Raw genomic sequence first — 14,630 nt, 5'->3', positions numbered from 1 at the left:
CCGATGCAAACGGCGGAGCGTCTGCCATAGCAAAGAATAAGAGGAGGGCCAGGAAATGGGGTGGAGCTTCAGAAGGCGGATAAAAATCGCGCCGGGTATCCGAATCAACCTGAGTAAGAGCGGGATAAGTACATCCATCGGCGGAAGAGGTTTTACTTACAATACTCGCGGACGTATCACCACCAGCATTCCGGGAACCGGAATCCGCTACACGCACAACCTGAACGCCCGCAGAACAGCAAGGCCGATGGGGGCAGCGGTTTCGGCTGCCGGGCGGATTGATTCGGCGAGCACGGAACGCCTTTCCAAACGGGAGCAGGCAACACGAGACTTCGTGCGACAAATTCAAGACCGCACTGCGACTGCTCTGCAGCAATACTTCAATTCCCACGGGGTGTACGTTCACACGGAGGACCTCGCCGATGCTGTAACGCTCGAGGACCATCAGGAGTTTCTTGGAAGCCTTTCAAAAGAGTTCGAGGCGACGACCAAGGCTGTCAGGCTTGCGGTAGACATCGGCTCAATTTCGCTCGCCGAGAAAGAAAAGGCGATGCTCGCGCTATATGAGATGGAAAGGAAGTGCGCGGAGCATCAAGGTGACCGTGGAGAGTTGCGCGAGGCCGCATCCACGCTTTCAAACTGGGTGCTCGCCTGGCCTAACCCTCCCTCGCTCGTTGCTCCATTTCTTCTCGGTCTCCTTGCGTGCTTTCTCCTGTTCATCAAAAATTTTCCATTCGGACTCGTCCTGCTGGCAGTCGCACTCGTGTACGGCAGCTACGCGTTAGTATCGTTCGGAAAGAAGAAGGTGTTGCTGACAGCTGAGATTTCAGACGCTGCTGCAAGGTTTGATTCGTTGCTAACAGCAGAACTCTCGCCACGTCCGGCCGTTCCCGATGAGAGTGGCAACGTGCGGCTGAGAGCGATGACTTTTGTAGCGCTCACGGCAGTGGTCGCAATAGCGGCGATTGTGTATCGACCGCGAGACATTCAGCAAGCGGTAGCGAATCAATCGGAAAATGTGAACCAAGCCGAAAACGTTGCGTTGCCCGCTGCGCCCGCGAGTTCTTCACAAATGCGCCTGCCACAGGGTGATTTCGGATGGTTGGTAGGAAAGTACCCCTCTGACGTTGTCAAGAACCGGCGATTCAGAGCGGCGTTTAATCACGTTTCGCGCAACGAATGGAAAAAAATCACCGACCGCCTTGCTGTTACCGATGCTGCCGGAATTCAGTTGAGGGACGGTTACTACTTCGGTGCCGGTTGCAAGGCTCATCTTTGCGGCTCGGATATCGCGGCATTTGCCATCAATGAGGCTACAGGCAAGGGTGACGTGATTTATAAGGATACGGTCGACAATGCGTCTGGCGACGCCATGGCGAACGGTTTCGCCTGGAGCGATATGCCGATAGGTTCGACGCCCCTAGCGGATTGGGCGAAGTCCAATAACATGACGACAGAAGCATCGCCAACGTCGGCATTAGAGCCAACGACGGACACAACGCTTCAAACGAGCTTCGACTGCTCGAAGGCACGTTCCGACTCCGAAAAGCTCATCTGTCACGACCCTGAACTTGCGGCAGATGACGTGGAACTGTCAGCTATTCTTGCCAGAGCTAAAGCTGCCGTCGCAGACCAGACGGCATTGCGAGAGCGTACCCGAAGAGAGTGGAACTTCCGCGAACAGAACTGCCATGACCGCGACTGCCTTGTCCGGTGGTATGCCGACCAGAAGACGGCGCTTACGCAGATTGCGCAGACCGGTGACGTAGCAGCAAACTAGTCGGTACTTCACCTGCGTACTCTGCGACACTCTGACCAAACCGAATTGATTGAGAAGTCCCTTAAGCGGCCGACTTAACCTGACGGGTGGAGCGACGAGCATCATCCCGACTTTCTGGGCCGAAGTTCGCCACCCCACGCGTACGCTGTTAGCAGAAAGCGGATTTGCGAATCGAGAGTTCATGATTTCCTTTTCTCAAGCCGTCAGCCTCAAAGAGATAGAGGCGGCCTATTCCGAGTTTCAGGTCGAGCAGGCACTGCGTCTACCTACGACACTGAAATTCGGTGGTGGCGCAGGAGTTCCCAGCTCTCTAATACAGCTGACCGCAGAATGGTCGCGAAACGTCGCACGACCTACACTTCGCTTGTACAGCAGACATGCCGACGAAGCCGCAGAGGCCCTGTCCAGGGAGCCGCATGGCATAGCGGCAGCGTATTTCGCGGATGCTATCCAGACGGCAGAAGGAGAACCGATGTCGACGCGGGCCGCGCTTGTTAACGCGGTCACGCGGATTGAAGCCATGCAGTCGAGCAGCTTCAGAGAAACAATGCACGGGCGAGGGGTATTTCTCGGTTGCTTCTCACGTGCAAAGAACGAGTTTCTGATTCCCTTGTACTCACGAGCTGAGGTCGGCGCCGTACGCTCACGAGACGAGTTCGTTACGCTCACTTCTCGCATTATTGCGGCGTGCGCCCCATCGGCGGAGCAACAGATGTCCGAGACAAGGCGTATCTGGCTCGGAACGCTCGTCTATGAACTCTTTAAAAATACGGACGAGCACGCTACGACTGATGAGGATGGACGAGCGTACCCGAAGAATCTCCGCGCGGTTATGGCGAAGTTCATCACTTACGACGCGAAAACTGCTGCTACTCATCTGGGCGAGGGCGACCCCAGACTTTCGTTTTACCTATTGCACAACATCGCCAACCGACGGGCGTCGACGGGTTCTGACGAACGCTGGCAAAACCGACAATCGGCTCTGCTCGAGCTCACTGTGCTTGACACTGGTCCCGGGCTCGCGCGTCGTTGGCTTTCGCGTCACGGTCACTCGGGCGACAAAATGGAGCGCTTGTCGATTGCTGACGAGGTAGCCCTCGTCCAGAAGTGCTTTGAGCTTCATGCGTCGACCAAGACAACAGCAGGCAGCGGCGGAGGACTGTCGTACGTGCTCCAGACGCTGCAACGGCTTAATGCATACCTTCGATTGCGGACCGGTCGAGTTTGCCTCGTACAAGACTTCTCCGCTCCAAAGACAGAGGCATTGTTCACGCCAACCCACTGGCTCAAAGAGCAGCCAGAGTTACCAATGACGGCTGGCGCATGTTACTCGATTGTGGTGCCGCTCTCAAAGGTGCTGCTATGAAGGGGTATTTCGCATTCGATTGGACGTTTGCGGATGGCGGCCCAGCAAGAAATTTTCACCTCCTCTTTAAGCCGCCTGGGAAACTCAATGAGGCGAACCTCGCTGATGCAATCGAGGCTGGGCTGCAAGGTGTAAATCCGCCTGACGTGGTCGCAATCATATGCGAAACGGCTGATGCTGACCCAATCGTCGAGGCTTTTGCGGAGCGGCTTCTGACGCAAGCGGCGAACCGTGCATCAACCAAAGTCTGCATATGCGTTTGTTCATTTAAGCGCGATGGAGCTATCCGCCTACATAGTCAACTGCGGAATCCGGTCGGGAAACTTGAGGGCATCCTGCAAAACCAGTCAACAGCGATTCGAAACGCGGGGCTAAAGAAGCTCTTCGATGCTCGGCGTGTGTTCGTGGTGGCGCCTCCTGGGTTCACATTCGTCAAACCATCGCAAAAGCGGTCGACTCACTTCCTGCGAGCCGAGGAGGCTCTGACGGAGGTCGAGAGTGCGCAGTTCCTCGCCTTCGCATTGCTGGAGAAGTTGAAGAAGCGAGCGTTGGCGATTGGCGCACAGCTAGACGTTATATTCGTGGACACGATGGCCATTGCGTCCGTTGCCTATGCGCTTCGAGAAATCTATTGCTCACTCTACGAGCTTCCACGCCCGCGCGTCGTAAGCTTCCATTCGCACGATGGCCTCACTGAAATTGATGCCCCCTTGTACGGGACGTCGTTCACATTGATTTCAGCTTCGTCGTCGATGAATCTTGAGCAGGAGTGGAAAAAGAAGACGCGTTGTCATCCCGACGAAGTCGTCACGCTTCTAACGTTAGATTGCGCAGAGCATCATGAAGATGCCCTTTACGCGCTGGAAACGCCCGACGGTATCGACGATGGCCGGCAACAGCGCTACGGACAGCTGAAGGACCTATCAATCGTTGGCGAGCGATTTGCGCCGGAGGACCTCCTCCCAAAGTCGGTGCTCTTGAAGAAGGCTAAACACCGTGTCGAGTCGGTCGCACATTTCAGCAAAGCGTTTGCGAAGACCGGCCGGCTTGCGGTTCAGGCGCGAGGAAGTGTACCTACGGCGAAGGTCCGGCCCATCTTTCTTGACGGTCGTGGGCTATTGGAAAACGACGAGTTTGGAAAGTTTGCGGACAAAGTTCTGTGCCAGAAGACACCGGCGTCGGTCAAAACAATTGTCTACCAGAGCGATGCTGCCTCGCACGAAATCGCAAAGCTTTGTGCGAAGCGTTTGCAGGAGGTCATGAATCGGGCAGAGCCACTGCATTTGGTGTCGGATGTCGAAATCGAAGCGCAGACAAAGACGCCGGACTGCCTTGGGGCAATGCTCATCGTAGCTGCTGTGGTTGGGCGCGGTACCAAGCTTCTCTCAATCAGTCGCGATTTACGGGACATCCACTACGGCGCGAGGACATATCTCATCGGCGCTCAGATTGCCGAGACAGCCACGCAAGTGGATGCGCTTGCTCCCAATCTCAAGCACTCTGCGACCAATGCCGCCATCAATGTGGAACGCTTCATGGGCATCGCGATTGGGCCGGGGATTTCTGAGACTTTCGAGGCTGAGGCGGACGTGTTTAGGAATGTGCAGTTGGAGTTTGGAGCTTCATTTCAAAACAGGATAGGTAACCTTCACGGTTCCGAGGGTGGCCTGGCAGGATACACGTTCATCGCGTCCGACGACGACCTCACTGAACGTCTGAAGCTTCGGGCGGATTTTGCGTACTGGACACCATTCTACAAGGAGGTCGATGAGACGAGTGCTGGTGTCCTCGCGACGGTTGGAGCGCTGCTCCAGAACGCCAGAGAGGGGAAGTTCGATGATGAAGCACACCGCCTCTCCACGGATGCATTTCAGCAGGTGATTTTACATCCGGAGAACTTCACTCGGTACAACGATGGTGCCGTCCAGGCGGCACTGCTTCGATGTGCTCGCGTCGGCGAGTTGGATTATTCGCGGGAGCGTAACTCTAGCCAGTTCATGCTGGACTTCCTGACGAATGTCCTCGAGCAACACGGGCGAAGACAAGGCGAAGCGGCTGGCGAGTTCGCGCTCGCGCTGTATACGGGCAGGTTGCGCCTTGACGGGCGCCATCTGGAGCAATTTCGGGAGCGTGTGCGCCCGAAGCTGGCAGGCAATACATTCAGGTTGAGATTGCTGCGCGTCCTGCTTGGACTGGAGGACATGCCGAAGAACGCCAATATGCCGGATGAGTTCTAGCCTGACGGACCGGGTCTGCTGCCTGTCGTCGGTAGAGACGACGGGGGTGCGATTACCGGCGATGGTCAAGCTTCAACACGGAGTGCCGGTAACCAAGGCGAGGCCTTCTCGTCGTGCTTCAATAGTCGCCATACGCGTCGAATAGAGTGACCATACAGGTTCCAGGTCTGCCTTCACTGTAAGTTGAAGCGTGACGACGCTTTCCAGGCCGTTGCGCGGCTCATCTTCGAGCGCGCCGGTGCCAGTATCGAATCCGCGAAGATACTCCCCATATACGTCGATACTCTTCAACGAGTCTGGCAGCGCGCCTATCGTAGTCCTGATAGAAATATCTTGCGTAACATCGAGCCCGAAGAAATCGGTATCGGAGATACCAAGATTGCGGCGCGCCCCAAGACAAAAGTCGATTGCATCAAGAATGGTTGATTTCCCGCTGTCTCCCGGACCTATGAGGCAATTGACGCCATCCGTCGGGTTCCAGTCTAACGAGCGGATGGACCGGAAATTTCTGATTTCGATTTTTCGAATGCGAACCACCACTCCTCCTTCCTCTCCGAATTACGACGTCTCTCGAAGTTCCCCTTTAACGGGCACATGCCGGCCCTGAAACGGCTAAAGTTGCCCACGAGACTTACGGCAAATCCTAATCTAAGGGACAGGGCCCTCACCATGGAATGTCGTCATCGATGTCGTCCAGGTCGTTCACCCGGTTCATTGCATCTCCAATGACATTGGCTTCGTCTTCGTCGTCTTCTTTCCGCAGCCGCCTGCCCAGAGATGGCCACGGTATGATGAAGTTCGCGTAGTGCGGGACCATCTGAACGAGTGGCCTGAAAGACATCTACAAGGCTGCTCCCAAGACGACAGCAAGGCCTATCGCGATGTGCAGAAGGCGCTCAAGCACTCAGAGGAACTCTACTTTACCGACGACGAACTCGACCACCGGCTGCCAAAAGAGCTGGGAACGAAGCACCGCCATCCAGCACGGTCATCAACTAGTACGGCTTTAGAGCTTGTTCTGCTACCGCACCGATAAGACCCATAGATACGGTGTATAGAGTCAAAGCGAAGAACCCCTCTGCTTGGCGTCCCCAACCCTTGGAGAGCAAGACTCAACGCGTCCTGACTTGCCTCGAGCAAGCGAACCGTACTCATCCTCAGATATTGAGGCATCTTTTGTAACGGCCGGTTGGCATCGGGCTATTGGTCAGATTCTTTAAGGTCCAGTGCTGAAACAATCCAGTCGCGTTCAAACGGAGTGAGTTCCGCAGAGCCAGACATTGCGAGTCCTGCGAGGCGGTCTGTGAGCGCTGCCTTGCTTTCCCCGACGTGGAATCGCTCCGATATCTGAATGGGTATCCCTTCCTCGTCGAGGTTCTTAAGTTCCTCCGCAAGAAACCACCGGCTCAACGCCTGCACAAAGAGGCTGTAGTCCGCGTGAAATCCCGCTGATTTCACGAAAGCGTCGACAAGCGAGAACCATTGCGGTAGACCATATTCGCATGCCCTGAGAAAACGAAAGACACTATCGTAGCTCTCTGCTGACCCCGTGTATTTCGCATCGTATTCATTTAAGAAGGTCTTCATCCCCTTGGATTTCCGCAATCCACCGATAAAGTACGTCAGCGATTTCGCTGTATAAGCCCCGAATTCACTGGCTGGTCGAACGGCGCAGATTACCTCGACAACAGCTTTGATTTCCGGGTAACGGGGCACGCCAGTCCATACGATGGCAGCACCACCATCAAGGGCGCTCTGAACTTTCGTCTTCAGTCGCTGCGCCGCATCAAGTCCCAGGGAGGCTGCCAAGCGCAGGTCGGGCCAGTCCAGAGCAAGTGAGTCCCGTACGGCTACGATTCGGCTATCGGCTGTGGTTTGAGTTGGAGGCTCGTCAAGTTGCACTACATAGTCCAGCGGAACGTCTTCTTCGTCGGCGAACAATGTTGGAGACACCTCCATCTCTTGGCGTGCCGGCGCTTCGTTAAACAAGAAGACTTTCCCAACATGATGTTGGCCCAGACGCCCTGCGCGACCTCTTATGTTCGAGTACGTGAAGAAGTCATATGGAGCTTTGTTGATGTTCTTGTCGTATATCAGGACCGTTTTCGCTGCGGTATTGACGCCCTCAATGAGGGTTGAGGTACAAAAAAGAACCGGCAAAGTACCTTTGTTGAATAGCCGCACCATCTGGGACGCAATCGCTCGCGGCAGCCGTCCATGATGAACGCCAAACCCGAAGCGTACCGTTTCGATGAGCGACCAATTTGCACCAACATTGTCCGAGAGCCACTGCGCAAAAGCATCAGCGTAGTCCGATACTGCCATCCCCTCCGCGGCCTTGCTCGCAATCTTGTTCGCACGGTCGGGTGACGAGACAAACACAAGCGCTGGCCAGTTGCTGTCGTCGCCGATTTCCTCGAGGAGTCGCTCCTCTTTGTCCGCGATTTTGCGGAGGTCGTAGGTATCGACCGCAACTGTGGAAAATTTGGTCTTCAAAAACTCAAACTTCCATTTTGCACCTTCCGCGAATCGCACGCCGTCAATGTTTGGGCCGAGGAAAAAGAACTGTCGAGAGCGCTTCAAAAGCTTGTAAACGGCCGCATTCAGTGTGATGCTCCGGTCGTCTTTCCGGCCCGGGTCGAGCTTGTAAAACTCGTCTACAACGGTGAGGTCCAACTTGCCAAGGTCAGTCCGATGAATCAGACGCTCCTGAGTTCCAAGGAAGATTGTCGGTATATCGCCAGACGCCTCTTCGGAGGGATGCATGACGACAGAGAAGCGAGTTTCGAATCTTCGACGCAAGCGTCGCCGAAACTCATCGAGCAACGCGATAGTGGGGAGTACGATGGCGACGCGGGTGTATCGTCCGGAAGCGAGAAGCGCGTCAATGAGCAGGCTTTTCCCGAAACTCGTGGGTGCACTCAGAATTAGATTCCGTCCTGCAAGCAGTTCATTCAACGCGTCCACCTGTTCGCGGTGAAGAGTGATGCCGTCAAGCTCTGGTACGGTCACCGACTCTGCCAACAAGAGGTCGGGCTCCGACGCCACCGCTTTGTCGATGTAGTTCCACAACCCAGACGCTCTGGCGAGCGCGCTGAACGGCTCCCGGTACGATGCCAGTTCTTCCCGGTCCTCTATGAGCTTCGCGAGCCTCGGAACGATATCCAGAGTGCTCGGGTCGTCGCTTTCTTCGCGTTGAATTGCGCTAGCCGCACCTCGCAGAATCTCGAAAACTACGCCTTTCAAATCGCTGCCGCGGAGCGATGAAATTTGATTCCATTGTTCGCCCGAGATTTGCATGACTAATCCTCGATGTTCAAGGATTTGAGTCGCTTGTCGAACGCCTTCGCGACTTTATCCTTCGACTCCAACGGAACATAGATGAGATGCATCTTGATTTTGCTGGGCAGAGCGGATTGGTCTAACCGGTCGCGTAATTCTGCCAACTCAGAATACACGCTCTCAATATATTCGGCAGTGTGATTTTTGTGCGTTTTCACTGCGTCGCTGTCGCATACGATACATACAGGAAACACCGCATTCTGAAATAGTGCATCAATTGAAGTCTGGCTCGCCAATAACTTCCGAATCTTCTCAGCATTGGGTAGCGACAGCGAAATTTGTGGGCCCAGTATGAACTTCTCTCGTTTTAAGAACCCCGCATCAATATGTTCCTTCACGGACTTGATTGCCGCGGAAATGGCCGAAGCCCCGCTCTTGTAGAACTTCGATTCGCCGAGCCAGATTTCAAACGTGCTGTCGTCAACGTATCTGACGTGCGCCATGTCGAAGGATTTGACAACATCGTTCGACGCCGTCTTGTAGAAGACTCGTGGAGCGAGTGGAATCGTCTTGAAGTAGTCGCGGCATATTGCGTGCAGCGTAATTTCGCCGAGCTCCCCGCGCTTGTTGTATTCCTTTGTGGAGTAGACCCGCGCCGCTGCTTCTTTCAGTCGAACATAGATGTTGCCGTGATTGACGTTCAGTTCGTCCTCTTTCAGGGCATAGTCGGGTAGCCATTCGATAATGTGGTCGGCGAGCGCAGAACATCGCCACTGACTTATCTCGAAGCCCGCGCAAAAGCTGTCGTGCTGCCATGGCGTAGCCTCAGAATGCAACTGAAGTAGCAGCCGCGCGGGAGTGTTGTCGTAGACGTTCATCATGCGGGCGTTTTGGCCGCGATAAACGCCTGACTGCTTACCCACGAATTTGCATGATTATTGCCGGGAAGATAGTCGATGACTCGGTCTCTCAGGTTTGTCATTTTCGCCTCTGCTGCTCGGATGAGACTCCGCAGTTCTTGTGCGGTGTATGGTGCTAAATGCTATGTGTCGCTGATTGTCGGTCGTGATTCGCCGGAAATCAACAGGTGGCAAGAATCTTTTCGATGATACTTGCAGGATGGCTGCCGGCGTCGCAAGGGCGCGAGCGATGAGTCTACAAAACATATGCCAATTGCATCATTCACGTCGATTAAGAGGGCTGCCTGGCGATACTGGGAACCGCTAGACTAGCTTCTCGATGGCCAAACCGGGGGGACAAATGGAAACGCTCAAAGCATCCACGCAGTACGGGGATTGTGTTGGTACTGCGTCAGCGGATAGGTCCGATGCGAAGACGCTCAACGACCTTCTATTGAAGCGCGGGCTGAGCAAGGAGGATAAGTTCCTCGTGAGAGCGAAGCTCTGGGTCGGAGAGCGTGAGAAGGCGAAGTTCGGTAAAAATGGGGAATTTCCGGCGCGGACAGCAGATTGCCAACACGGGAGTTAGGCCTTTCGCGCTGGAGGTGAGTCGCCGCTCGGGTCTTGTGGCGCCCTCTTGCTTGACTGGACGGTGGCTCCTAGGAGCTGGCGCGTCGCGAGGGCGAAATCGCGGTGCAGTGCGCAAAAAAGGGGCACCGGAAAATGCTCAAGCACCTCTGGACATTAATTCAGGTTACCGCTTGCCAGGTAAGGCTCCGCGGCCGGGAAGAGCCACGTAACCAGAACTAAATCGAGGCTTCGTAACCGAAATTAATGCACCTCAGCACTCGGAGCGTCAGACGGTCCGTTGGAAGCTGCGGCAATGAGACGTGACCATTAGTTCCGGTTAATCCCTTTGCTGACAAGGACTTAGAGTCAGCGAGGAGCCGCTCTTAACCGAAACAAATGGTGCTCCCCACCTCGGCCCCGGTCCGCTCGCTCGAAGGATTCATTCCGAGACACTTTTTCCGGAATTTCCCTTCGGGAACGGGCGATTTGGTGTCGACGGATTAGAAGTGTTTACGTTTTTAAATCAATTGCTTGCATTCACGTAACGACTTCTTCCGCCGAAATTTCGCTGCTGTGTAACGACTTCTAATCCATATTGCCAAACATTCGAACACGCTGCGTGCACCCCACCCACCGTCACCGACTTCCCTAGATTCCATGACTCATCCACATCGGCGTGCAAAGCAAGCCTTGCACAAAAGCACAGCCCAGCGAATTCCCGTGGGTTTACGGCGCTGGGTGTTAAGTCCGAGGCCGGGTCCGTCGAGGATGCGGCATGACAAACGAATTGACCGGCTATCAGCGGGGTAAGATGGTATTTTCGCCGAGACACATGCTCTGCGAAGAGGTGGCATGTATGTATAGCGATATTCGAGGAAAACGCAACACGTTGCTAACTAACAACTCCTTCTGAACCATCGTTTGATACGCTTACCAGCATCTGTCTCATTGATTTCGGAACTAATTTTCTCCAGTGAAATCACTCGCTTAACATTAATTCGTAGTACATACAGTGAGACAGGGATAGCCACATAGAAGAGACCCTCCATTATTCGTTAAACCACAGTTAACTTAACTGAACGAGAATTAACCAATATGTCAACACTATGCTCAACCTCCCTACTTTATCTCGGGATAACTACGTATAGGCGGTATCTATTCGCTAAAGGTAGATGCGTTATCGTGTAGCAATATAGATGCTTGAAAAGAGACAACGTATTTGGTAGAGTCGTGTCTGGCGCAACGCCAACTTGAATCACCTCGCACTCGACGCCGTTATAGACCTTCGCACCATAGCCACCTCGCCATTTTTTGAGAGGGTACATCGGCGAGGGTGCGATGCAGCAAGCAAGAAAGCGGACTACTGTGAATCAACCGAGGTGGACTACATCCATCTCGGTATCCCCGAGGTCGGCCAAGAACCTTGGGGGACGAGTTATCCATCGTCGCCGACACGCGAGCGTGTGGAAATGCCGCTGCGAAGCACTTCTGGCTTACTGTGTGCGCTGTCGCGTCAATTCCCGACTGTTTCAGCAACTGGACAAGCTTCCAGTCGGTCAAGCGTTGCCCTCATATCCCATCACTTATCAGTCGGTTCGCCAGGCATTCCCAGCGACCGGGGGGCTTCTTCGTCTCGAGCGACTCATAGTTCACTTATGGTCTTCCAGACCTCTAGCGCTTCCGGCATGCCAAAGACGAGATTCGGCTCGTTGGCAATCTGAGCTCCCGAGCAATCCTCGAAGCGGTTGGCGGTACGATGATTCGGTGCGGACCATCCTAAACACTTTAGCTGGGGTGACAACTTACCCTGACTTGACGGACGACTTGGCTCAGCACACGAAGCTAACGTTGCTCCACGTGTATGAACAACCGAGCCCTCAACGCGCCATGGTCGAGACCGGGCGGCCCTGGGTGAAGTTCGGCCCTCATTCGGCAAGAACGAGCGCTGTTGCGCCGGGAGGTTGCGCCGGAGTTCCCGTTGCGACACAGGAGATTCCCAAGGAGGCGCCGAACCCCAATTGCGGAAGGACATCTGGATGCCTTTGGCGTAAAAGTCACCCTGATGCGGACCCGCTTGACTGCGTTTGGGCCTTAGCGACCTTCCAGTGCACCAAAAATAACGAGCGAAGCAACGTTCGCTTCTGGTCAGCCTTCCAGCGTCTGAAGACCAACACGCCACAAGTGCTGCGACGCCGCACTCGGACCCAAAGATAAGCGCAAATGCATATGAAAGCATGGACACAACAACGTGACCGTCAGGACCGAGATGACTGACATAACGGCATACGCGACCGTAACCAACGTAACAACCACCTCCGGCACTCGCCTAACATGCGAGCCGTACCTCTCTCATCCTCAGTTTTCACACGACAACGAGCTCTGCGCTCAGTTGCACTACACCTTTCTCCACTACGCCCCCAATCGAAGCCAAAGTAAGGCTTTAGAAGTGCGGCAGGCGCTGGTTGTGTTTCTCGACTTCCGCCAAAAGTATCATCAACTCAATCCGTTAGCGGTGCACCTCAATTCCATCTCGGACCTGACTGGAGATGTCATTCGCCAGTTCGAGCGTTACCTTCAGAAGGAATGCAAAATAGGTAATCTGAGGATGCGTGCCGAGACGCCGCTTGCAAGACTTAAGAGCGCTTTGAATTACGTCGCAGAACACACCGGCGAGATTCCTCAATTACGGCTTCCTGCAATCCGATACGACCGAAGCAATAAAACGGAACCTTTAGATGAAAGCACGTTTACGGAATTGGAAGGGGCGCTGAGAAAGCATGCCGATTCGCTTTGGACACTCCTCGAAAACCGCATCAAGGTCCAGTCGGCTGAGCCCTATACCTTCGCGGAGCTTAGTATGCTCGTAAATCCACCGGTCAATTGCGAAAATCTCGTCCGTTGGTATCAATATGCTCTGTTACACCACGTCACTAGACCAGCAGTCGCGACGATTAGGGAATACCTCGGCAGGAGCGACGACCCCATACTAATCTCCATGCGCAAGCTGCCTACAGCGGGTGGGAAGCTGGGTAGCGCCTGGAAGGCCTATTACGACGGAGATGGGGCGATATTCCGGCTTCAAAAACCCATAAATCCCTTCGGGACCAGCGTCGCAAATCTGCATCTCGATGAATTTCGGGTGCTGAAAACCTTGATTCAGTGCGGCTATCCGTTGGAGATGAGTCTGCAAGAGCTACAAGAAAAGTACGACTCACAAATGAAGACTGCGTGGTTCGAGAGGACAGGTACTGTACTTGAATGCCTTTTGCCGTATTGCTACCAACGGCGGAGTTCAAATGTCGAGACTCGTCCCACGGTCGCGCAATTGTTGTATACGTACTACCCCAGCGATATCGACATGGCAACACTGATTCTGTTTCTCATGGTCCAAACTGGGTGGAACAAGGAAACGGTCCTCGCAATTGACCCGAAAAACTTCGAAGCGAAGTTGTCGGGACTTTTGGCTGAAGACGAAATGACGATATTTTCGGAGAAAAACCGAAGTCAAGGAAGCCAACTTCCGTATCACAACCCAAAGCTCTACAAAGCTACAAGCAGCAGAACAAACAAGTACTCGGCTTACAATCTAGTCAAGCTAGCCGAAGCGTTATCAGAGCCGTTCGCCGCTCAGTCCGTTGATTTCGTTCGCACTGGGCATGACGAGACTCGATTGAATAAACTGTTTTCATGCTTGCGACATCCCGGCGCTTGGGGACAGTTTGGACGCTTCTACACTCTGTCCGCCGAGTCCCTGTTCAAAACTGGCGTCAAAGGCTTTTTAAAACTTTACCCGATACACGCGAGCGGCCGCCGGCTATCGAAGGTCGAAGAAATCAGCCCGAAGCTGCGGCCAACTTGGGTGATGATGCACCGCAAAATGAAGCCGCTGAGCGTCATATCGCTCATTCAAGGGCACGAGAGCCCCGAAACGACGGACATTTACTATGACAGCTCCGGCTTGGCTATGAAGGAGAGAAGCTCACGCTTGCGGGCCGAGCTTGAGACCGTTGGAGGCCTTCTAAGAACACGGCAGTTCACGGGGTTGATTGGGGAAGCACCCACCCCGGCGCAGATGAATGAAGGTTTGACCATATTCTTTCTTCCTGGTCACGAAAAAAACCTCTGGGGCTGTCGAAATCGATTGACACCTGATTGGCCTGGCTTTCAACAACGATTCACAGCCGGTCAGAAATGTCACCCTTCGACCAACTGTTTTTTCTGCAGCCAGTGCTATGTCTTTGAAGACTCTCTGCCCTATCTGATTGACAGACACGCCCAAATCGAAGAAGCCTTAGCTAACGCTGAGGAATCTGACTTCAGCTCGACCCTTAATGCAGAGCGCGAAGTCATCGATTGGCTCATCTCTAACTGGAATGACGACAAAGTCTTACAAAGCGCGTTTGCCTACCAGCAGCAACATAGTCCGTTGTTCCCAATCGACCATGCCGCATTTGAGGTACTGTTCGACGATTCGGAAGTAACCGTAGGCTGAGGGT

The 14,630-nt window shown here is 54.1% G+C and carries 7 protein-coding genes; 4 read left to right on the top strand and 3 right to left on the bottom strand.

The annotated features are described in order from the left end of the window. Nucleotides 1–55: 55 nt before the first annotated feature. The 3 genes from BUS12_RS01955 (at nt 56) to BUS12_RS01945 (ending at nt 5,383) form a co-directional block, all read left to right on the top strand. Complete coding sequence (locus BUS12_RS01955) at nt 56–1,780, top strand: DUF4236 domain-containing protein (RefSeq protein WP_074293994.1); 1,725 nt, start codon at nt 56–58, stop codon at nt 1,778–1,780. Nucleotides 1,781–1,961: 181 nt separating this feature from the next. After that, on the top strand, nt 1,962–3,146 hold the full coding sequence (locus BUS12_RS01950; protein ID WP_074293993.1) for a hypothetical protein: 1,185 nt from the start codon (nt 1,962–1,964) through the stop codon (nt 3,144–3,146). Further along, entirely contained in the window at nt 3,143–5,383 is a 2,241-nt protein-coding gene (locus tag BUS12_RS01945; RefSeq protein WP_074293992.1) for a hypothetical protein, read from the top strand. The genes BUS12_RS01950 and BUS12_RS01945 overlap by 4 nt, the downstream gene beginning before the upstream one ends. A gap of 72 nt (nt 5,384–5,455) precedes the next feature. On the opposite strand, the gene BUS12_RS01940 is transcribed toward BUS12_RS01945, so the two are convergent. From BUS12_RS01940 to BUS12_RS01930, 3 genes are all read right to left on the bottom strand, one after another. Then, nucleotides 5,456–5,920, bottom strand: coding sequence for an ATP-dependent nuclease (locus BUS12_RS01940; protein ID WP_083640201.1), 465 nt, complete (start codon nt 5,918–5,920; stop codon nt 5,456–5,458). 663 nt (nt 5,921–6,583) lie between these two features. Further along, nucleotides 6,584–8,683, bottom strand: coding sequence for a DEAD/DEAH box helicase (locus BUS12_RS01935; protein WP_074293991.1), 2,100 nt, complete (start codon nt 8,681–8,683; stop codon nt 6,584–6,586). 2 nt (nt 8,684–8,685) lie between these two features. Next, nucleotides 8,686–9,546: a HamA C-terminal domain-containing protein gene (locus BUS12_RS01930; protein ID WP_074293990.1), complete on the bottom strand. Its 861-nt coding sequence runs from the start codon at nt 9,544–9,546 to the stop codon at nt 8,686–8,688. A gap of 2,854 nt (nt 9,547–12,400) precedes the next feature. Between BUS12_RS01930 and BUS12_RS01920 the strand changes: the two genes are divergently transcribed. After that, nucleotides 12,401–14,626, top strand: a complete 2,226-nt coding sequence (locus tag BUS12_RS01920) for a site-specific integrase (RefSeq protein ID WP_143788230.1) — start codon at nt 12,401–12,403, stop codon at nt 14,624–14,626. Nucleotides 14,627–14,630 lie beyond the last annotated feature (4 nt).

The organism is Paraburkholderia phenazinium, from assembly GCF_900142845.1.
Taxonomy (GTDB): Bacteria; Pseudomonadota; Gammaproteobacteria; order Burkholderiales; family Burkholderiaceae; genus Paraburkholderia; species Paraburkholderia phenazinium_A.
The sequence above is the reverse complement of the archived record's forward strand: the minus strand, read 5'-3'. Positions and strand labels throughout refer to the sequence as shown.